15 protein-coding genes are annotated in these 23,942 nt (G+C 33.0%); 2 read left to right on the forward strand and 13 right to left on the reverse strand.

Annotated elements, in window-relative coordinates:
• Nucleotides 1-5 precede the first annotated feature (5 nt).
• The 13 genes from Q1B05_RS17205 to Q1B05_RS17265 form a co-directional block, all read right to left on the reverse strand.
• Nucleotides 6-1,649 carry an alpha-L-fucosidase gene (locus Q1B05_RS17205; RefSeq protein ID WP_299782431.1) on the reverse strand — a complete coding sequence of 548 codons (1,644 nt, stop codon included), beginning with the start codon at nt 1,647-1,649 and terminating at the stop codon, nt 6-8.
• Entirely contained in the window at nt 1,649-3,193 is a 1,545-nt protein-coding gene (locus Q1B05_RS17210; protein ID WP_299782433.1) for a sulfatase-like hydrolase/transferase, read from the reverse strand. The genes Q1B05_RS17205 and Q1B05_RS17210 overlap by 1 nt, the downstream gene beginning before the upstream one ends.
• Before the next feature lie 6 nt (nt 3,194-3,199).
• A complete protein-coding gene (locus Q1B05_RS17215) occupies nt 3,200-4,246 on the reverse strand; it encodes an alpha-L-fucosidase (RefSeq protein ID WP_299782435.1) in 1,047 nt (348 codons plus the stop codon).
• Nucleotides 4,247-4,263: 17 nt separating this feature from the next.
• Nucleotides 4,264-5,868: a sulfatase gene (locus Q1B05_RS17220; RefSeq protein WP_299782437.1), complete on the reverse strand. Its 1,605-nt coding sequence runs from the start codon at nt 5,866-5,868 to the stop codon at nt 4,264-4,266.
• Between the two features lie 583 nt (nt 5,869-6,451).
• A complete protein-coding gene (locus Q1B05_RS17225; protein ID WP_299782439.1) occupies nt 6,452-8,671 on the reverse strand; it encodes a GH92 family glycosyl hydrolase in 2,220 nt (739 codons plus the stop codon).
• A gap of 109 nt (nt 8,672-8,780) precedes the next feature.
• Nucleotides 8,781-11,129 carry a family 20 glycosylhydrolase gene (locus tag Q1B05_RS17230; RefSeq protein ID WP_299782441.1) on the reverse strand — a complete coding sequence of 783 codons (2,349 nt, stop codon included), beginning with the start codon at nt 11,127-11,129 and terminating at the stop codon, nt 8,781-8,783.
• 16 nt (nt 11,130-11,145) lie between these two features.
• Complete coding sequence (locus Q1B05_RS17235; protein ID WP_299782443.1) at nt 11,146-12,165, reverse strand: N(4)-(beta-N-acetylglucosaminyl)-L-asparaginase; 1,020 nt, start codon at nt 12,163-12,165, stop codon at nt 11,146-11,148.
• An 18-nt stretch (nt 12,166-12,183) separates the two neighbouring features.
• Nucleotides 12,184-14,442, reverse strand: a complete 2,259-nt coding sequence (locus Q1B05_RS17240; protein WP_299782446.1) for a GH92 family glycosyl hydrolase — start codon at nt 14,440-14,442, stop codon at nt 12,184-12,186.
• Between the two features lie 7 nt (nt 14,443-14,449).
• Entirely contained in the window at nt 14,450-15,568 is a 1,119-nt protein-coding gene (locus Q1B05_RS17245; protein WP_299782448.1) for a family 10 glycosylhydrolase, read from the reverse strand.
• 5 nt (nt 15,569-15,573) lie between these two features.
• Nucleotides 15,574-16,644, reverse strand: coding sequence for a carbohydrate-binding family 9-like protein (locus tag Q1B05_RS17250; RefSeq protein WP_299782450.1), 1,071 nt, complete (start codon nt 16,642-16,644; stop codon nt 15,574-15,576).
• Between the two features lie 10 nt (nt 16,645-16,654).
• Nucleotides 16,655-17,620: a glycoside hydrolase family 130 protein gene (locus Q1B05_RS17255; protein WP_299782452.1), complete on the reverse strand. Its 966-nt coding sequence runs from the start codon at nt 17,618-17,620 to the stop codon at nt 16,655-16,657.
• A gap of 38 nt (nt 17,621-17,658) precedes the next feature.
• Nucleotides 17,659-19,542 (reverse strand): sodium:solute symporter family protein, encoded by a 1,884-nt coding sequence (locus Q1B05_RS17260; RefSeq protein ID WP_299782454.1) that lies wholly within the window; start codon nt 19,540-19,542, stop codon nt 17,659-17,661.
• Entirely contained in the window at nt 19,542-21,797 is a 2,256-nt protein-coding gene (locus Q1B05_RS17265; protein ID WP_299782456.1) for a GH92 family glycosyl hydrolase, read from the reverse strand. The genes Q1B05_RS17260 and Q1B05_RS17265 overlap by 1 nt, the downstream gene beginning before the upstream one ends.
• A 343-nt stretch (nt 21,798-22,140) precedes the next feature.
• On the opposite strand from Q1B05_RS17265, the gene Q1B05_RS17270 reads away from it, so the two are divergent.
• Nucleotides 22,141-23,010, forward strand: a complete 870-nt coding sequence (locus tag Q1B05_RS17270) for a sensor histidine kinase (protein ID WP_366944405.1) — start codon at nt 22,141-22,143, stop codon at nt 23,008-23,010.
• Nucleotides 23,011-23,055: 45 nt separating this feature from the next.
• Entirely contained in the window at nt 23,056-23,766 is a 711-nt protein-coding gene (locus Q1B05_RS17275; RefSeq protein ID WP_299782461.1) for a LytTR family DNA-binding domain-containing protein, read from the forward strand.
• The last annotated feature ends 176 nt before the right edge of the window (nt 23,767-23,942 follow it).

The following is a 23,942-nucleotide window of genomic DNA, read 5'->3' on the forward strand; positions in this document are numbered from 1 at the left end:
CATTCTTACTTTTTAAATTTTGCTTTTAATACCACAGGATAGCTATCGCCATTTACAGCAGGCATGGTAACCGTTAATCCTTTATTATTTTGTTTAAATACTAATTTTCTACCATCATACAATTGAGATAAAGCTATTAAAGTTCCAGGATTATTTTCGCTAGATTTTGCTAACGATGGCATAAGAAAATCGCCTACTTTAGGATTCATAACAATAATATAGAAATCATCTCCTTTTGTCGTGTAACGTACTTCGTCGTGAGAAAATGCTGGTGTTGCTGTGGTACGTTGATTAAAATGCTCACCAAGTTTTTGGTTTGCTGTGGCATTTCTTAGGTCGCCATCTACCGTTTCAACAACTTCACCTCTTACACTTCTACCATCGCCATAAATAGTCCATGGTCGTGTTTCATATATAGCCTCACCGTTAATTTTTAACCAATCGCCTACACTATTTACACTCTTTTTTATTTCGTGAGGAATAGTTCCGTCAGGATTTAACTCCATACTAAGTAATAAGTTTCCGTTTTTACTAACGGCCTCTATGAGCATTTCTAAAATAGTACGGGCATTGTGAGTTAGGTGACGGTCTTTTTTATAAAACCAATCTGTAAATGTAATTTCAGACTGCCATGGTTCTTCACGTAATGTATTACTTCCTCCAGATTCTACTTCATTTACTGTCCCTTTAGCTTTTCTTTTTAGTAACATTACAGCATCAATAGCTCCTTTTTCGTTTAAACTATTATTGTATAATGCTCTTGCTACCTCCTTGCCATACTCACCATAAGTGAAATTAAAACCATCGTTATATAACACATCTGGCTTATATTTATCAACCAATTCAATGTGGCGTTTTAACCAGTTTTTCTTAATATCTTCAATAATTTCTGGTGTACGATCTTCTGGTGCAGGACCATATAAATCTTTAGGATCTAAACCTTCCCACCATTTACCTTTTCCATCGGCTTTAGTTAAACGCGCATCATAAGGAACACCTTTATAAACACCATCTGTATCCGATCCAAAAGCAGGTTTCCACCAGTTTAAAAAACGATCGTCGTGACTGGTCACTCCAAATTTTAAACCTGCATTACGACTCGCTGTTGCAAACTCACCAATAATATCTTTTTTAGGACCTACATTTACGGAGTTCCATGGGTGGTATGACGAATCAAACAAATCAAAATGATCGTGATGATTTGCTAAAGCCATAATGTATTTGGCTCCGTTTTCTTTTGAAAAATCGATTAAAGCTTGAGCATCAAATTTTTCGGCTTTCCAAGAATTAATAACATCTTTAAAACCAAATTCTGATGGATGTCCATAAGTTTGTAAATGGTATGGATATGCCATTTTACCAAATTTTTGACGACCAACATCTTGCATATACATGTGTCGTGCATACCAACCGCCACCTTGTTCTGGTACGGCTTGTGGCCCCCAATGAAACCAAATGCCAAATTTAGCATCTCTAAACCATTCTGGACATTCGTATTGATTAGCTAGTTCATCCCAAGATAATTCTTCTTGTGCTAAAGCCGAATGACTATTTAAACACAAAAGGAACCCCACAAAAAACATGTTGAAAACAACAGTTTTTTGAAGATTCTTTTTAATACTATTTTTTGAAGACAAACTAAAAATCATTATTTTTTATTTTTGTAATTGTAATCTTCAGGATGATCAAAAAGTCCAAATTCTTTTTTAGTTAAGTCTGCAGGGTCTCCAGCTTCTTTAATTAACTTCTCTAGTTCTAGAGTTAAGTCTGCTTTTTCAGTACTATAATTCTCATCATCAATAAGGTTTACAAGTTCCCATGGATCATTTTTAACATTAAATAACTGATATGTATATGTATCATTTTTTGAACTTACAATCAATTTAAAATCACCTTGTCTTACTGCTCTATGTCCTCCATGGTTATTCACTTTAGGTTTAAAGTCTTCTCCAGGCCAAGAGTTGTAAGCGTACATCATACTATTTCTTACTGCTTTAGCTTCACCTTCAATTATTGGTGTTAAATCTTCTGTCTGAACAGATTTAGGAATTTCTAATCCTGTTAATCCACATAATGTTGGAAAAACATCATGTAAATATGCTAAAGCATCTGTTTTTTGATTTTTAGGAATATTTGGTCCAACAAAAATTAATGGTACACTCACACTATGTTCATATACACTTTGTTTTCCTAATAGACCGTGCTGACCTAAAGCAAGGCCATTATCTCCAGCAAAAACAATAATGGTATTATCTGCTTTTCCTGAAGCTTTTAAAGCTTGTAATATTCTACCAATTTGAGTATCTGTTGCAGTTATCATTGCATAATAATCAGAGATCTCTTTTTGAACAATAGCTTCTGTTCTTGGGAATGGTGCTAACATTTCGTCTCTAATATGATCATCTGCTATCTCAAATGGATGCTGTGGCATAAAATTTTCAGGCACTGCAATATCTTCATTGGGATACATGTCTTTGAATTCTTGTGGAGGCGTACGTGGGTCATGAGGTGCTGTAAAAGCTACATACATTAAGAAAGGCTTATCCGTTTTATAAGTATCTAAAAACCCTACTGCAGCATCTGCAAAGACTTCACTACTAAATTTTTCATCGTTTTTATAGCCTTCAGACCAACCTGTTGCAGGCGTGTAATCTTTTACTTTTGTTCCATAATGTCTTGTCATCCCTCCCAAAAAGGCAGATTTAATTACATTAAAACCACGTTCTAACCAAATTTCACCATTGTGTTGTTTTCCTGTAGCGAACGTTTCATAACCATTAGATTTAAAATATTCAGGAAACGTTAGTTTATCACTTTTACCTTTTTCTTCTTTAGGGAAAGCGAACTGAGCGTACACATTAGGTTCTATATTAAAATAATGACGCCCCGTCATTAACATGGCTCTACTAGGGGAGCATACTGCCGCTGTAGTAGCCCCTAAAATATATGCATTATTAAAAGACGTTCCGTTTTCTACTAACTTATCCATGTTAGGTGTCTTCACAGCGTATTTATCCATCGCTCCAATAGTTCCTCCTCTTTGATCGTCTGTAAATAAAAAAAGTATATTTGGCTTTTTAGACTCTTCTTTAGCTTCTGTAGTTTCTTTAGCTATTTCTGTTTTATTGTCTTTACAACCAAAAACAGTTAAAGTTAAAACCGCTACACTATATATTATTTTTCTTGTAATCATGATCGTTTATTTATCTTCTTTAGCCAACATTTTACCTACTTCTTTCAGAATTTTTGCAGACTCTTTAGGCACATTTCCATTTCCATCAGGACCAATATTTAGTAAAAAATTTCCTCCTTTACCATTAATATCTTTTAATTTCTCATAAACAACTTCTGGGCTTTTCCAATCTGTATCTTTTATTTTAAATCCCCAAGAATCGTTTAACGTATAACAAGCTTCCCAGTGATAATCAACTTTGCTTTCTAAATGAAATTGTTCAGGAGTACCAAAGTCTTTTTTAAATAATTTTCTTTTAGCTACTCTGTTATTAATAATAATACTTGGCTTAAGTGCTCTTATGTATTGGTATAATTCTTTACCGTCTTCTAATGTCCACCAATCTACCCAGTCTGCATCAAACCAAATAATATTTGAATCATAATTGACTATTAATTCTTTAATTTGATTTTTCAAGTACTGAACGTATTCTTCTTTTCTTCCTTCATGCATTTGAGTCATTCCCCAACCTTTACCTTCTTCTACGTATTGAGCGCCTTGATGCCAATCTGTAATGCTGTAATATGTTCCAAATACAATACTTTCTTTTTTACAAGCATCTGCCAATTCCTGAACTAAATCACGCCCTTTCATTGGTGAATTTGCGATATCAAAATCGGTATATTCAGAATCCCACAAACAGAATCCTTCGTGGTGTTTTGTCGTGATGACTAAATATTTCATTCCTGATTTTTTTGCTAGCTTAACAATTTCATCTGCATCAAAATCTTTAGGATTCCAAGTATTTATTAATTCTGCATATTCATCTGAAGGGATATTTTGATTTCCTTGAATCCATTCTGCATAACGTCCTTCATCATTTCCTTTATAAATTCCGCCTAGTTGACTATACAAACCAAAATGAACAAACATACCGTACTTAGCATCGGTGAACCATTGCATTCTTTTACTAAAATCAGCTTCCGATTCTTCTAAATAATTGACTTTAGATTGAGCATAACCAGAAGTCACCAATAAGAGCAACATAAAAGCAATTAGATTGTTATTTTTCATTTGATTATTTTTTATTATTAATGTTTAATATTCTTAGCATCTAAAAACAGATCTAAATTCTTTTTATTCATCTGGTCGCTATCTCCGTATTTCGTGCGCATTTTTTCAAGTTGAATGTGCATATCTGCTTTAACTGATGCATACTCAGGATTGTCATACACATTATGCATTTCTGTAGGGTCTTTTTCTAAATCGTAAAGTTCCCATTTATCAATATCATAATAGAAATGAATAAGTTTAAACTTATCTGTTCTTACACCATAATGACGTTTTACTTTGTGCTCTGCAGGGTATTCATAAAAAGTATAATAAAGAGCATCTCTCCATTCACTCGCTTCTCCTTTTACTAACTTACGCATAGATTCTCCTTGTATAGATTCATCTATTTCTGCTCCTGCATAATCTAAAAATGTTGGAGCAAAGTCAATGTTTTGTACTAATCCATCAACTACAGTCCCTGGTTTAATTTCTTTAGGATATTTCATTAAAATAGGCGTTCTAAAAGATTCTTCATACATAAAACGCTTATCAAACCAACCGTGTTCTCCTAAATAAAAACCTTGATCTGAGGTGTAAACAACTATTGTATTTTCTTCTAAACCGTTTTCTTTTAAATAATCCAAAACCTGTCCAACACCATCATCTACAGATTGAATTGTTCTTAAGTAATCGTGCATGTATCTGTTATATTTCCAAACTGCTAAATCTTTCCCCTCTAAATTTTTAGATTTAAAATCTGCAATAATCGGATCGTAATAAGCATCCCAAGCTACTTTTTGGGCATCGGTCATTCTATCATACTTTCTCTGAAACATCTCTCTATACTTTGTTTTAATGTCTCCAGCTTTATCAAGCATTTTTAAATCATAAACCAGGTCCATATCTTTATAAATACTCATTTCTTGATCTGCAGCAGCGGGTCTACCTTCATAGTCATCAAAGAAATTCGCAGGCGGGTCGAAAGTTACACTATCCATTAAAGTCAAGTATTTTTCCTCTGGCATCCATGTTCTATGTGGTGCTTTTTGGTGATACATTAATAAGAAAGGCTTTTCTTTATCTCGTTTATTATTTAACCAATCTAGTGCTATGTCTGTAGTCACATGAGTAACATACCCAGGATATGTTTTTTTAACTCCATTTTCTATAAAATCAGGTGAATAGTATTGGCCTTGACCAGGAAGTACATTAGAATAATCGAAGCCTTGTGGTAAACCATCTAAATGAATTTTACCTATTAAAGCTGTTTCATAACCGTTTTTTTGTAATGTTTTAGCGAAGTTATCTTGATCCCAATTAAACGGATGAAGATTATCTACTTTTCCATTTACAAAACTATGTTTACCTGTAAGCATTGCTGCTCTACTTGGTGCACATATTGAATTGTTTACAAACCCGCGATTAAAAATCGCACCTTCTTTTGCAATTCTGTCAATATTTGGAGTATTATTTAAACCATAACCGTAAGCACTAATAGCTTGATAGGCATGATCGTCACTCATTATAAAAACGATATTAGGAGTTTGAGGCTGTTCTGCCACTTGTACCACTTCTTTTTTATCTTCTTTACAACTAAAGCACAACATTAAAAGAGAAATAATAAGTATACCTGTGTTTTTCATGTGTTGATTTTTAATATTTGTAACTACTTTTAAAATAATTTATTTTTATTTTTTTTGAAATAAATCGTATCAAAAATTTACATTTAATTATAAATTTTTATCACTAAAATCTCATCAATGTGACAAGAAGTTTAATTGTTTATGATTTTTTTTATCATATTAAAAGGAGAAATTTTTTACACCTCTCCCTTTAATTATTAACTAAACAAACAAACTAACTGTTATAAAGTAAATGACTATATCAGAATTTATAAAATTAGTTCGACCAATAACAAATCTAGAATGGTGTTGGTTATAAAAACTTGTTGTTAGTTCTTAATTATGTATTAATTGTTAAAATATTAATAAATCTAAGGCATAAGAGCTCTAAAAACAGTTTTATTTAACAATAAATTTCTCTTTAAATACATATCTAAAAGCTAACCAATGATTTAACTTTTCTTTAAGACCTAGAAAACATTATTACATTTAATCTATCGTAAAAGAGTCTAAGAATACTCTAAATTGTAAAAAAGCTTAAAGCACAAAAAACCCCGTAAAAAAATTATTTTCTACGAGGTAAAATTATTTTAAAGTGTATTTTTTAGTCTGTTGTTATGTTTAAAGTTGCTCCTGATATTAAATCTGAATGATTAATAAAATAGCCTTTATGCGTTTTACCATTAAGCTGAATCGTTTTTATTTTTCCATCTTTTTTACCAGATCTTTCTATAATTAGATTTTCACTTTTATAATAATCATTATCTAAAGCGATAGTAATTTTATCAAAAACCGGTGTTGTAATCGTATAAAGTGGTTCTCCCGGAGACACCGGATAAATCCCCATCATACTATAAATTAACCAGGCAGACATAGTTCCTGTATCATCATTTCCAGGAAGTCCTGCTGGTTTATTTTGAAAATAGGTTTTTATAAGTTCTTGTACTTTTTGTTGTGCACGCCACTCCTCGCCTTTTACATAATTAAATAAGAACGGATACGCAATATCGGGCTCGTTTGCCATATCGAATTGATTGGTATCAAACAAGGTCTGTAATTGTTTACTAAATGCTTTTTGCCCCCCCATTAACTTTATTAAACCTTTGATATCGTGAGATACCATAAATGCATATTGCCAAGCATTACCTTCTATAAAACCAATATTTTTAGTAAAGTTTGCTCCAGCTAAAGGATTGAAAGGTTCGTACCAAGAGCCATCTGAATTTCGAGGACGAAGCAATTTTAAATTTTCATCGAACAAATTTCTGTATGAAATTGCACGTTTAGAAAATCGTTTATAATCGGCTTTCTTATTTAAGGCTTTCGCGAGTAATGCTATAGAAAAATCTGTTGCGTTATATTCTTGAGTTGTTGAAACCGACCCTATTTGCTCGCTTGTTAAATACCCTTTATTAATATAGGTTTCTATATTTGGACGTAGTGGATTGTTTTCTAAAGCATCAGCACTTTTTACCATGGCTTGGTATGCTTTTTCAATATCAAAATCGGTAATGCCTTTTAAATACGTATCTGTTAAAATAATACCTGCAGGGTCTCCAACCATAGTGGTTGTTTCTGTTGCATTAAGCTCCCATTTTGGCAACCAACCAGTTTCATCATAGATATCCAACATGCTTTTTACCATATTCGATTGCTGTTTTGGGTACACTAAAGACATTAAAGCATGTAAATTTCTATAGGTATCCCAAAAAGAAAACACGGTAAAACGCGTATCTTCAGTATTCAATGTTTCACGCGTTGCCATTTTAGGGTAATCACCATTATAATCATTAAGTATATTAGGGTGAATTAAACTATGGTATAATGCAGTGTAAAATATAACCTTATCATCTTGAGTTCCGCCTTCAACTTTTATTTTAGATAATTGATTATCCCAGGCCGATGATGTTTGGTTATAAATATCTTCAAAAGATAAATCTTGTGTTTCTTTTTCTAAATTTTCGCGTGCATTTTCTATACTCACGTAAGACACACCAATTTTTACCTCAACCTGCGTTGGTTTATCAAAATTGTAACTAAAATAACTACCAATACTATCACCTAGCACTTCTTTTTGGTAACCTTCCATTATTCGGGGCTTACCATTATACGGCATCCATTCGGCTTCGGCTCCCTTATATGCTCGAGGCGTTTTCCAAACACCAAATTGTTCTGCCGGTTTACTAAATTTAGCTACAAAATAAACGGGATAGGCTTCTTCCGGTTTATAATAACAAAAAGATCCTACACTACGCATACCTTCAATTTCTGTAGAAGACACTATTTTTACAGAAGCGCCTTCTTCATTAGTTAATCCTAAACCTAGATTTAATAAAATATTAGATTTCCCTTTTGGAAATGTATACCGAGAAACTCCAGTTCTAGTTGTAGCAGTTGTTTCTGTTTTAATATTATATTTAGATAATACATTAGAATAATAACCCGCTTTTGCAACCTCATCGGTATAGGTGCTTCCGTATTTTAAATGATTTGTTTCTAAAACTCCTGTAGTAGGCATTAGTAAAATAACTCCTAAATCGGGACACCCCACACCACTTAAATTAACATGCGAATACCCTGTTAAAAAGGTATTTTCGTTTACATATGGATTTGACAACCAACGGCTATCTTTTTCTAATACATTTTGTTTGCCTGCTACATTAAAAGGAGACACACTTGCCATACCTCGCGGTGCAATTGCCCCAGGATTAGTAGCTCCAAAATTTGATGTTCCGATAAACGGATTTACATAATTTGAAAATTCTTGTGCATTTAAAATAATAACATGCAAAAAAGTATATAGAATTAGGAACTTCTTTTTCATAGAAAACTGTTGATTTTAGACCTATTTGAAACGCCTAAAATATTAATTTAACTTTTAAAATAAACCTACAAAGTAATCTTAGGGGGCTTTGTAGGTTTTAAATACGCTATTAATCTACTAGAATTTCATCTACAAATAACCAACGTTCATTGGTGTTTTCTGCATTTTTAGCGATGCTTGATTTTACTTTAATGAATCGTGTATCTTGTTTTTTAAACTCTAATTTGAAATCGTGTAATTTAGGTGCTTCATCTATGGCAAAAGGTCTATTTATAGATGCTACAGATTCAAATTTTATACCATCTTTAGAAACCAAAACTTCTATTACCGTTGGATAATACACTCCGTTTTTCTGATTTTCCATAGAGCCTATGGTTACTTGACTTATTGATTTTACAGTTTCCAAATCAATAGTTACCTCAAGCGGTGTATTTAACCAAGCTTGCCAACGGCCATCTCTAAAATTCTTTGTGCCTCTTAAAGTATTCGTTAAATTAAAAGCTCCAACACCTTTATACCTGTCGTGATATTTAGTTTGATATGTAACCTTATGCGCTACTGCTTTATGAAATGTAATGGTGTCTTTAAAAATATAACCTACCAACGAGTCGTTTTTATACAAGCTCGCTTGTACGGTAGTCGTATTACCTAAAACAATTGGACTAGTATAGCGTTTGGATGTACTGTTTAAAGGTTCGTTATTTAAAGCATATCGAATATCGGATTCTAAAAATTCATTATGTAAAACCAAAGAGACTGTTTTACTTTCTAAATTAGTTACTATATCTGAAGTTACAATGAATGAACTTTTAGCATAGTTAATTCCAAGATATTCATAACGCTCGAAAGCTGAAGATAAACGTTTAGAAAAATCGCCCCAATCTCTTAAAGATTTCGGACTCCAAACTGTTTCGGCTAAAGCTGTTAATCTTGGAAAAATCATATACTGCGAATGCGATTCAGTTGGCACATGCTCTGCCCAAAGGTTTGCCTGACCACCTAAAACATGTTTAGCTTCTTCTTCGGTCATAGAATCTACAACAGGATCAAATTGATACACCTTACTTACTGTGGTAACACTACCTCCTGCAGTTGGCTCTAACTCTGGAGGACCTTGATAGTAATCAAAATAAGAATGAGATACCGGAGTCATTACCACATCATGCCCTTGAGCTGCGGCTTCTAACCCGCCTTTAAATCCACGCCAACTCATTACCGTTGCATCAGGTGCTAATCCGCCTTCTAGAATTTCATCCCAACCAATTAGCTTTTTTCCTTTAGAATTGATGAATTTTTCAATACGCTTAACAAAGTAACTTTGTAATTCTTCAACATTTTCCAGCCCCTCATCTTTAATTCTTTTCTGGCAATACGGACAGGTTTCCCAATTTGTTTTCGTTGCTTCGTCACCACCAATATGGATGTATTTTGAAGGAAAGATAGTCATCACTTCACTTAAAACATCTTCTAAAAACTTAAAGGTATCTTCTTTTCCCGCGCAATAAATATCTGTTATTGGCCATAATGCCCCAGAAGGTACAGCAATTTGTTTAGGGTTTTCAAAACAAGATAATTCAGGGTATGCAGCAATAGCACTAGATACATGGGCTGGCATTTCTATTTCCGGAATGACTTCTACTCCTTTTAATTCAGCGTAAGCGACAACTTCTTTTAATTCCTCTTGAGTTAAAAATCCACCATAAGTTCCTTTTTCATTTGGACTATTAACCGTTCTAGAATTCCAAGGTTTATCTTCTTGATCTACTCGCCACGCTCCTATTTCTGTTAACTTTGGATATTTTTTAATTTCTATACGCCAACCTTGATCATCTACTAAATGTAAATGAAGCACATTCATTTTTAACAACGACAATGCATCAATAGTTGCTTTTAAATAATCTTTATCGAAAAAATGACGAGATAAATCGAGCATTAATCCGCGCCATTTAAAACGTGGCCCATCTTGAATTTTCAAATTAGGAACATCCCAATCGACCCCCAATATAGGTGCTTTACTTTCTATTGCTGTAGGTAGTAATTGACGAAGCGATTGTACTCCGTATAAGAATCCCGAATTATCTGAAGCCGAAATTGTTATTTGTTTTTCGGTAACATCTAAAATATAATGTTCTGGTTCTAAATTATCATCAGCTTTAAAAACAACTGTGTTTTCTTTAGAAGAATAATCTACAATACCCAATTCCAATTGGGCAGCAGATTTAAATTTATTGATTAATAATTGGGCGGCAGGTTTCTGACTTTCATTTGAAACTACAAATTGTGTAGCTTTATTAAATTTGAAAACACCCGACTTAAGCTGAAGGATTTCAACTTTCGGAATAATTTGTATATCTGCTTCCGTATAAACGTTATCGCTTTTACTTTGGCATGCACTAAGCAAAACAAAAAGGATAATTATAGAGATATAATTGATATTAAGCTTCCATGTTTTTTTCATTTTAATTCTATTTATTTCAATCTTTCCAAGTCATTTTAGAACCTGGTTTTTCCATTCTGTTCCCTTTTTCATCATCACAAACAGCATAATTAAATCCCCCTCGCAAACTATACCCACCGTATTCACCTTGTTTATTTACAGCAATAAAACCGACCTGTAAATACGGCATATCTTTATGGTTTTTGTGTTTATTATAAATACGTTCTACAATTTCTTTACACGCTTCGTTAGGCGATTTACCTTGACGCATAAGCTCTACAACCATAGCGCTTCCTGCTGTTCTAATAACCGCTTCACCTAAACCTGTTGCGGCAGCTGCTCCAACTTCATTATCTAAAAAAAGACCAGCACCAATAATTGGAGAATCACCTACTCTACCATGCATTTTCCATGCAGCACCACTAGTGGTACAGCCTCCTGTAAGGTTACCTTCAGCATCAATAATTAACATACTAATGGTGTCGTGATTTTCGATATTGATTACCGGTTGATATTTTGATTTTTCTAACCAGTTTTTCCATGCTTTTTCAGATTCTGGAGTCAGTAAATTTTCTTCTTTAAAACCTTTAGACAATGCAAAATTTAAAGCGCCTTGACCGGTTAACATCACGTGAGGTGTATCTTCTAAAACTTTTCTTGCTACAGAAATAGGATGTTTAATGCCTTGTAAAAATGATACAGAACCACAATCACTATTCTGATCCATGATACAAGCATCTAAAGTAACTTTTCCTTCTCGATCTGGAAGTCCGCCAAAACCTACACTTCTTACTTTCGGATCGGCTTCAGAAATTTTTAGTCCAGTTTCTATTGCAGAAAGTCCAGACTCTCCTTTTTTTAATGTATCCCAAGCAGCTTGGTTTGCAGCTAAACCATGATTCCAAGTTGAAATTATTAGAGGGTTTTTCGCAATATTAGTACCGTACTTTTCCGAAGTTAAAACAGTATCTTTTGCAAGAGATGTATTAGTATATAATGCACTAAGTCCCACTGTACCTAAAGCTGCTTTTTTTAAAAATTTCCTTCTACCTGACATAACTTCTAAATCAATCAATTAATTAAACACTTGTGATGATGGAGCCGTTACAAACGTATCTTTTTTATTAGGCTGATCGCCCATAACAAAAACCAATTCTCCACCTTCCATAATGGTTTTATGTGTAATATAACTTTGTCTAATTGCCGTTCCATTTAAGGTTATGGATTGAATATACTTATTCTCCTTACTATTATTTTCAGCTAAAACAGTAAATGTATTTCCGTTTTCTAAATTTAAAGTGGCCTTATCAAACAATGGCGAACCAAAACTATACACACCTTGAGCAGGATTTACTGGGTAAAACCCTAAACTACTAAAAATATACCAAGACGACATTTGTCCGCAGTCTTCATTTCCGCAATGTCCATTAGGTGCATTTTTATATTGTGTTTCTAATATTTGTCGCACTTTTTCTTGCGTTTTCCAAGGTTTACCGATGTAGTTATACAAATAACCTACATGGTGACTTGGCTCATTACCGTGAGCATATTGCCCAATCATTCCTGTACTAAAAATAGGTAGTTTATCTGTAGCTAAAGGATAATAAGAAAACATAGAATCTAACTTTTTCTCGAAACCACTTTCTTTTCCTATAACATCTATTAACCCTTCGATATCTTGAGGCACCGACCAAACATACTGCCAAGCATTACTTTCGCAAAAATATGGTGTATATTCTTTTGGAATAAAATGTTCTATAAACTTACCGTCTTTATATTTTGGACGCATAAAAGTACTTTTAGAATCGTAAATGTTTTTCCAATTGTTTGCTCGCTCAGAAAAATATTTATAATCGTCTTCTTTCCCTAAATCTTTGGCAAATTGCGCAATACACCAATCGTCGTAAGCATATTCTAATGTTTTAGAAACCGACCAATTTTCATGATCATCACCGATAGGCACATAACCATACGTCATGTAATCATCAATTTGTCTGCTTTTATCCATAGCACTTTGCTTGCAAGCTTCAAAAGCTAATTCAGCATCAAAGTTTTTAATCCCTTTAAAATAGGCGTCAACAATAACAGGAACGGCATGATAACCAATCATCATGTTTGTTTCGTTACCCTGCATAGACCAAACAGGTAATAAACCGGTTTCATTATAATGTGCTAAAAGCGAATTTATCATGCTAGACACAAGCTCTGGGTGTAAAATGGTATGCAATGGATGTGCTGCTCTATAGGTATCCCAAAGAGAAAACGTATCATAACGATCGTAGTCTTTGGCATTCATAATACTATCATTAGCACCTTTATAATCGCCATTTAAATCGCTTAAAAGTGTTGGCGCTAACATAGATTGATACATCATGGTATAGAAAATTGTTTTCTTTTCTACATCATTCGTTTCAATATTTATTTTTTGCAATTGCTTATTCCAAACAGCATCGGCTTCCGCTTTTATTTCTTCAAAATCAAAACTAGGAGCTTCTGTTTCTATAGACTTGTAAGCACCTGCGATACTACCTGTAGATAGACCTGTTTTTAAAACAATTTTTTCATTTTCCGAAGTACTAAAATCAAGAATAAGTTTTGTGTTTACGCCTTTTACAGGTGAATCCACTTTTTCGCCTTCACTCAATAACGTATAAGACTTGAATGATTTAGAAAGATTAATTACGAAATACAAACGTTGGTCTCTAGCCCAGCCTTGAGACATTCTATAGCCTTCTATTGTTTTATCATCAACAACTTTAAAGTAAGTTTCTGTTGGTTTATCCCAATTTAAAGAATAGCCTAAATCTACATGAATTTGTGATAAACTATCTTTAGGAAACGTATATTGATGCACTCCTGTTCTACGCGTTGCGGTAACTTCTGCTTGTATTCCAAAATCGGACAACATCACGCTGTAATATCCCGGTGAAGCCGTTTCGCTATCATGAGAAAAACTAGAAAACGGTTTAAAATTATTCTCTTTTATTTTTTTTGATGATCTGCTATTGGTTGGCATGACTAAAATATCGTACATATCTCCAGCTCCTGTTCCACTTAAATGTGTGTGCGAAAAACCAGAAATAATAGAATCTTGATAGAAATACCCAGCAATTCTGTCCCACCCCGGAATACCATGATCGGGACTTAATTGTACCATTCCAAAAGGAACAGTTGCTCCTGGATAAGTATTTCCTGGGCCATCTGTACCTATAAAAGTATTTACAAAAGACGTTAACTTTTCTACTCTTACCGACTTAGCTTCTACAACCTGCTTATCTTTTTTACAAGCAAAACAACATAATACTAATAGCGTGATGTAAATACTTTTAGTCATGAACTTATTATTTTGAATTTTTAATGATTTCGAATTGCTCGTCCGTCATATGATAATCATCAAAGAACGCAACACCTTTAGCACCATTATCTTTTGCTAATTGAATTGCCGTTTTTAAATCAGGGTTACTCAACTTTGGTGTAAATAATCCTGTATGCAATTCTGTTGGTCTACCTTCTAAATCTTCTACACCTTGTTTTGTAGCGTATCCAATCCAGTCTAATTCTTCATTATAAAAATTATAATAAATCATAGGTAAAACCATATCTACATTCCATTTATCCCAACGCTGGCGCACCATATGGTCTGCCATTTCTGGATAAGGAAATACTGCTGCACTTAATTTTTTATCGTGTTCATGAACAATATTATAAGCTTCGTTTACAAGAGATCTTATTTCATTTAAACGGAAATTTTTCCACTCAATATCAATTGCTGGATTTTCCATTTTTCTTGGATCTTTATGGTGAAGCGCCATAAATTTTTCTACACTAGCATCGGAATAATCAAAATCGTAATCTGCTAATTCTTCTTCTTGTTTTAAATTGTATTTTGGAAGTAAACCAATAGGTAAATATACATCTGGATAACGAATATAATCTAAATGTACACTGGCAACACCTTCAACCTCAGCCAGACCTTCAACTAAACTTAAGATATGTTTTCTAGCTTCTGGATGACTTGGCGATAACCATTGGTAATACCCAACGTAAGGTCTATCTTCTTTAGCAAAACAAGACTTTCCGCTTCGACTTACCATATACCATTCTGGATGTTGTTGTGCTATAGAATCTCCTGGGCGGTTTGTTGTAAACATCCAAGCATGTACTTCTAAACCTTCTTTTGTAGCGATAGGAGTTAAACGTTTCAACAGTTTAGGATCTGCACCTGTATTTAATAACACAGCATCGAAACCATTACTCTTTAATTTTTTGAAATGCGCAGTATATGCTGAGTCTGATTTTTTGTTACCTACACTCATCCAACTCCAGTATTTAAAACCAGAAGGGGCTTCTACTGCTACTACTTCTTTAGTTTCACTTAATTCTTTTGGTTTGGTTGTAGTATTATTACAAGACACTACACTTAATATGGCGCTTAAAAACGCAATTTTTAATATTTTCATGGCTATTAATTTGATATAAATTTTCCGTCTTCTTTAACCGTTAGGACTTTATTTGTAAATGGACTTTTAACAGATATATTCCATCCCATACTATGGGTTTCTAATTTCGGTTCTATTCGTTTTCCGTCTACTTTAATTTCTGATGTTTTTAAATCATCTACAGAAGTAAAATAGGTTTTATTCGTTTTAAAATGTGCCGTTTGAATGCGATACATTTTGTATAATTCCCATTTAATTTTATCGTCTTGAGGAATTATAAAATTGTTTTCTTTTTTAGGTGCTTCGGAAGAGAAAAACACATAACCCCATTTTTCAGGTTCATGCATATTTATAACGCCCATTGGCGACCACACCCAATTGTATTCGTGTAAATACTTTCCGTTAGCATCTTTTTTTCTTTCATATTTACCATCGGCGATTTGAAAATCCCAATTGACACGAGAAAAATTAACGCGCCAAAATGTATCTGTTGGCACATTTTTATGGAAATAACCTGTTTTATATGCTGTCCAAGGAATGGCTATTTCTAACATCCAACCTGTATCAATATCATTAGGATTATTAAGTGTGCCGTTAACTTTTACTGCAGATTTTAACCCTGTAATATTCCAATCGTTTAAAACCACATTGGTATTTCTGTACGGTTTAGACACAAACAAATCCCAAGCGGTATTCAAAGCATTAAGTTCTAACTCGTAATAATTATGTGTATCCCCTGTTGGATCAACAAAAACTTCAAAATCGTTATTATGAAATATAATAGCATCTCTTTTAGTAATGTCTGCCCACACATGAGGTTCTTCCATTTTGGCTAACACATAAAAATACGTATCGTCCCAAAGCATTTTAACTTCCGTTTTATATTTGGGTTGTTTTTCACCTTCAATATCAATGAACAAGTTTGTCCATTCTACTTTGTTCCATGCGGCTTCTGAATCTTCACCATCAATATTTATTTCTTCTGGTGTTTTATAGGCTGTATAGGTTTCTGGAATAATATCTGCCTTTTCCTGAGCATAACTTATTAATGATATACCACAACATAATACCCATAAAAATGTGTCTTTAACCTGCATGTATTGTTTTTTATAAACTGTTGTTTTTAGTAAAATCAATAACCTCACTAAGCTTACCAAAAGCTAAAGCAACTACAGTATCTGCTGCACCATAATAAACGGCTAATTTATCTTCTTTAATATCATGTAACGCTGCACAAGGAAATACCACGTTTGCTACGTCTCCTACTTGCTCGTAAATTTCGGCTGGACCTAATAAATAAGGTTGCGTTCTATATTTTACTTTATCGGGTTCGTTTTCATCTAAAAGAGCAGATCCCATAGCGTATCTAAATCCGTTGCATGTATTAATTACACCATGATAAATCATGAGCCAACCTTCATCTGTTAAAATAGGTATTGGTCCTGCTCCAATTTTGGTACATTGCCAAGCGCTGTCTTCAAAATTAGAAGCTTTCATTACACAACGATGCTCTCCCCAATACTTCATATCTGGACTATAGCTAATGTAAATATCACCAAAAGGGGTGTGTCCATTATCACTCGGTCTGCTTAACATAGCATATTTACCATTTATTTTCTGAGGAAACAAGACTCCATTTCTATTAAATGGCAAAAAAGCGTTTTCACACTGAAAAAATTCTATAAAATCGAATGTATAACCAATACCAATGGTTGGACCGTTATACCCATTACACCACGTAATCCAGTAGCGATCTTCTATAAAAACAACACGCGGATCGTATTTATAATCTGAATCTATCATCTCTGTATTTCCGGCCTTCATAACGATAGGCTCGTGTTCAATATCCCAATGTATACCATCTTTACTAAAACCTGCAAAAATATTCATTTGCACCGCTTTATTGTCACAACGAAAAACCCCAGCAAACCCATCTTCAAAAGGCACAACAGCACTATTAAAAATACTATTTGATGACGGAATACTATATCTATCTATAATAGGGTTTTCAGTGTAGCGCCACATAACATCATTACAGTTATTGGGCTTTTCTTGCCAAGGTATTTGTTTCATTCTTATTTACTTTTGAATTCGTTTTCTATATTAATTATTTACTCTGTATCTGGAAGTTTTCTTACTTTATCTAACCAGGTAAATTTAAGTATGATTGTAGTGACTACAAAAACAGACAATGCTATTAATGTTTTTGGGTAATCTCTAATCATAAAATAAATAGGTAATAAAATCATACTAGATTGCCATACTACGCCCACCAAACAATTTAGCATATCTGATGCAAAATCAGCATTTTTAGTTATGGTTTTATCTTCTATTTGAAGTTCTTTTAAAACGGGTTTCCACCATCCCCAAGGACGCACATTAAAGTAAAACGCTTTTAATGTTTTCATATTAGTTGCTGGTGTTAAAAAAGTGCCTAAAAAAGAACCTAATAAAGAGACCACAAATATGATTGGAAAAATATAAATAACATCTATATGCGCACAGTTGTACAGAAAAGATCCGACTTCAAAATTATCTTTATTCATATCGACCAAAAACTGTAGAGTTGCAATAATTAATCCTGAAGTCATTCCCCAAAAATAACCCCAACCGTTAAAGCGCCACCAAATCCATTTTAAAAAATTTGATGCGACATAACCTCCATAAAGTGCACTGGTTATCCAAAGTGTTATAGCATTAATAGACTCTGCAAAAAAGCCCATAACAACACCTAATATTACAATAATAAAAGATGTAACATGGCTAGCTTTTATATAATGTGCTTCTTTTTCTTCTGGTTTGTAATATTTTTTATAAATATCGTTTACCACATAAGCTGGTCCCGAATTAACAAAGGCTGAAAACGTAGACATAAACGCAGCCAAAAGCCCTGCTAACAATAAACCTTTTATACCAACAGGCACATGGTCGTTAATTACTGTTGGCAAAATAATTTCTAAATCGTTTAAACTTAAAGTTGGAGATATTGCCATAGATGGCGCCAAATACACTAAAGCTAAAACCACAATACCCCCAATAAGTAAATAACGTGGTATAAATAAAATTAAGTTTGTAAAACCACTCATGTATGCCGCTTCTTTAACCGATCTAGTAGATAAAATACGTTGCATATCGTAACTTGGTGTTGGTCCTGCAATACTAGCAAAAAAACCTTTAAACAGACACATCCCTATAAAAGCTCCAAACATTTTGTACCCTTGCGTATCTACTAAATTATTAAAAGCAGTGAGTTGCCCACTCCAAGAACCTTCAAGAGTATTTCCAAAAAAAATAGTACTCCATTCTGTTGAAATGATAGCATTAATTTGTACATCTGTAACCGTTACGAAAGCATAAATAGCAACTAACACACCAGACAATACCATAATACCATATTGTAAAACCTCTGTAGCTACCACAGAAAACATACCTCCTTTTATCGTGTAAATAGTTGTTAAGAATATAATGATTAAGGCGTAACTCTGACTAGAGGTAAACAAAATAGAATTATTAAACTCTACAGCAATGTCCCAAGGTAAAATAACTGACATAAATTTACCAACGCCTTCAAAGAAGTAAGCAATAAAACCAACAGAGGCTACAATAGCAAAAATGGCGACTATTAAGTGAGAGGCACGCCCTGCTTTATCGTCTCCAAAACGTGTTAAAATCCATTCAGACCCAGTCATAATATTGGAACGTCTAATCCAAACAGCTAAGAAAACCATAATAAAAATTTGATTCCATATAGGCCACATCCACATAAAAAGAAAACTCTTTGCCCCATAAAGAAATAGTAAACCAACCATCCAAGCTGTTCCAGAAACGTCAAACATTCCTGAACCATTACTTAAGCCTAAGTAATACCATTTTATACTTTTTCCTCCTAAAAAATAAGAATCTAATCCTTTAGATGCACGTTTGGATATCCAAATACCAACACCAAGTGTTAATAGAATATACAGTACTATTATTATAACGTCTATACTATGCATTAGCGGTTATTGTTTTTATTAATTCCCCATGATTTATTTGGTGTATCACCCATTACAAAATGAAGTGTTCCACCTTCCCATAGCGTTTTATGAGTAATAGAGGATTGATTAAACAATTTGCCATTTAGTGTCGCTGACTGTATATACATATTTTTAGAGGAAACATTTTCTGCTTCAATACTAAATGTTTTGTTCTCTGAAACGGAAATTGTCGCTTTCTCGAAAATCGGACTTCCAATTTCGTATTCTGTAGATGCCGGATTCATTGGGTATAAACCAATAGAACTTAAAACATACCAAGCACTCATTTGTCCGCAGTCTTCATTACCACTTAATCCGTTAGGTGTTGTATTATACTGTGTGTCTAAAATATGCCTTGACCAATATTGTGTGCGCCATGGTTTATTTGCCGCATTAAACATATAAGCGATATGATGACTTGGCTCGTTACCATGTGCATATTGCCCAATTAAACCAGAAATATCGGCAGAAGTATTAGTTCCTGTAATTTCTGAACTTTCTGTAAATAGTTGTTCCAATCGATCTGTAAAAACATCATTACTACCGTGTAATTCAATAAAATTTTCAACATTATGAGGTACAAACCAACTGTGTTGCCAAGCGTTTCCTTCAGTATAATCTGTATGTTCTCTATGGTTAGAATATTTTGGATCGAAAGGCGTATGCCAGGATTTTCCATCTTCAGCTTTTCCTCTCATAAAACCAGTTTCAGTATCAAATAAATATTGATACGCTTTAGAACGATTTAAGAAGTAGTTATAATCATCATCTTTACCTAAAGCTTTTGCCATTTGAGCAATACACCAATCATCGTAGGCATACTCTAAAGTTATGGTTACAGATTCGTCTAACAATTCATATGGAATATATCCATATTCTTTATAGTATTTCAAACCACGTTCATCTTGCATCATGGTAGTCTTCATGGCTTCATATGCTTTTTCTGCATCAAACCCTTCAATACCTTTTAAATACGCTTCAACAATAACAGGAATAGAATGGTATCCTGTCATGGTATTCGTTTCATTACCGTAAAGCGTCCATACAGGTAGTATTTTTTTAGTTTCGTAATACGCCAACATAGTGTTAGTAATATCAGATACTTTTTCTGGAGCGATTAAAGTTAATAAAGGATGTTCTGCTCTAAATGTATCCCAAAGTGAGAGTGTAGAATACGCGGTGTAGCCTAAGGCAGTTTCAATACTATCATTCTCTTTTCTAAATTGTCCGTTTTTATCACTAAATGTAACAGGTGCTAATTGCGTATGATACATCGCTGTATAAAAAATGGTTTTTAATGAATCTATTGGGGTTTCAACCTTTATCTTAGACAAAGCTTCATTCCAAGTGTTTTCAGCTTTTGTTTTTACGGTTTCGAATTCAAAACCTCCCGGTTCTAAATTATCTTTTGCATTTGCAACACTAACTGATGAGAGCGCTACTTTAGCAAATAATTCGGTATTCTCACCAGAATCAAAAAACAATTGTGTAGCTATTTTCTCTCCTTCGGCTACATTATTTTCGACAACAGTTCTATCTGAAACTAAATTATAGTTCGTTATGGGGTTAGAGAATTTGGCAACAAAGAATACTTTCTGATTTTTTGCCCATCCTGTACTAAAACGGTAACCACTTATAGTATAATCATCCTCTACCGTTATGGACGATTCGGTAGCTTTGTCCCAATTTATTCCAAAACCTAAATCGACCACAACAGTTTGCGGATCATTTGTTTTAAATGTGTATTTATGATATGCCGTTCTTAATGCAGTTGTTAACTCGACATTAATATTATGATCTTCTAAAAAAACTTGATAATATCCTGGGGTTGCTGTTTCATTAATATGACTATAAGTAGATTTATAACTTAAAGAATCTCGTGTTTTTGGTGTTTTTAAAATATCAACCTCCTTATTTACTGGCATAAATAACACATCGGCTAAATCACCAATACCTGTACCACTTAAACTTAAATGACTAAAGCCAACAACAGTAGAATCTGAATAATGGTAACCCGAGCACCAATCCCAACTACTAATACCATTTACAGGACTTACTTGTAGCATCCCAAAAGGAACCGTTGCTCCTGGGTAAGTATGTCCATGCCCTCCTGTTCCAATAAACGGATTTACATACTTGTTTACAAAATCTATTTTAGGGCTCTTTTGCTCTAAAGTTTTGTTACAACTGGTAATAAAAATAAAAGACAGAAAGAGTAGTGTAATATTTTTCATAAATGATTTAATGAATTTATTACATTAAAAATTCATAAATTTAACGAATATCTAAAGTTATTTAGACGGACAACATATTAACTCAGTTAAACATCACAAAACCTCCTTAAATTCTTCTATAAAAGTGCAATTTATCTCTAATCACCTTTACAAAGTATCGTTAAAACATCACATCTTATTTTGGTTGTTATATTTTTCTTTAAACACATTAAGATGGGGTAGCTATTTTAATGACGCCTCTTTTGAAGGTATATTATTGTCTCCATATTTGTACTCATTAAAAACAAACCTTTTAGGTTTTCCAATTCACATGATATTATGTTACTTAAACATCTATGTGCTTATGCCTAAATTTGCTTTTAAGAAAAATTATATTCTTTATTTAATTCTTCTACTATCTGCTATTTTTATAATGGTATGTTTAAAATTTAATTTAACCTACTTTTTGGTTAGCCAAAGTGTTTGGCCAGAAGGCCCTGAAACCATAAATAACCTAACATTAAACTACACTGTAGATATGATGTTTGGAGAACTTTATGTGATAACGTTTGTAACGGCAATTAAAATTACTTTAGATTTCTTAAAGGAACATAAACGAGTAACAGATTTAGAAAAAGCCCAATTAGAAACCGAACTTTTATTTTTAAAAACTCAAATTTCTCCTCATTTCTTTTTTAATACTTTAAATAACATTTATTCTTTAGCAGTAGAAAATTCAAAAAAAACCCCTAAAATAATATTAAAGCTAGCAGAACTAATGCGTTATATGCTTTATGAAACAAAAAACAAAAGGCAATCTTTAGAAAATGAAATTCTCTGTATTCAAAATTATTTAGATCTAGAACGTGTTAGACTTAACGATAATGTAGAAATAGACATGTCTATCTCAGGAGATATTCAAGACAAAGAAATTTCACCTATACTTCTATTAACATTTATAGAAAATGCATTTAAACATGGTGTACATAAAAACATTGGAGAAGTTAAAATTGAAATTGACTTATCTATTAAGGAAGATTTTCTGTATTTTAGAATCTCAAATCCTATGCCTTTAAAAACAGGACATAAAGAACGTTTCGACCGTTCTAGTGGGATAGGTTTAGAAAATGTCAAGAAACGACTTGCTTTAGGATACAATAAAAACGATTACAATTTAAAAATCAAAAACAATAAAGATAAGTTTATTGTAAAACTTAAGATAAAAGTCTCCTAAACCTTAAGTAGTTACTAATAGCGAATATAATTAAGAAAAATTAAAATGGAAATAAAATGTTTAATTGTAGATGATGAACCTCTTGCAATCAATGTTATCAAAAACTACTTAGATCAGATCGAAGATTTTAAAGTAACAGAGACATTTACAAACGGTATTGATTGTTTAAATTATTTAAAGACAAATACTCCAGATGTTATTTTTTTAGACATTAATATGCCTGTTCTTGATGGTATTAATTTTATAAAAAGTTTAGAAAACCCGCCTTTGGTAATTATAACCACAGCTTACGAAGAGTTTGCTGCAGAAACTTACGAATTAGACGTATTAGATTATCTGGTTAAACCTATTGAATTTCCTAGGTTTATGAAAGCATTAAACAAAGTAAACAGAAGACTTAAAAACATTAAAATTCCATTTGAAAACAGTAATGATCGTCCTTTTCTTTTTATTAAAATTGACAAAAAGAAAATGAAAAAGATTTTTTTAGATGAAATACTTATTATTGAATCTTTAAAAGATTATTTAAAAATAAATACAACCTCAGGAAAATTTATAATTCATAGCACATTATCAGATTTTACAAACCTTTTACCTTCTAGAGATTTTATAAGAATACATAGATCTTACACTATTGCAATTGATAAAATTGACGCTGTTGAAGGAAATAGCATAGAAATTGAAGGTCTTAGATACGTTATAGGGAGGTCTTACATAGATGAAGTTAAACAGAAGATTTTGAACTCCGCTATCTAATATTACACAATAAGCATACAACACTAAAAAAAAAGAACCTCTTAACTTTAATGATATCGTTAGGAGGTTCTTTTTTTAAAAATTTTAATATTCTTTCCTTCCTCTATAAAAACAATGTGTAAACATCTTAAATTCTATAACAAATTTGAGAGCGCTTCACGCATTTTATAAGTTTC

Source organism: uncultured Formosa sp., from assembly GCF_947500765.1.
In the GTDB taxonomy this organism is placed as follows: domain Bacteria; phylum Bacteroidota; class Bacteroidia; order Flavobacteriales; family Flavobacteriaceae; genus Formosa.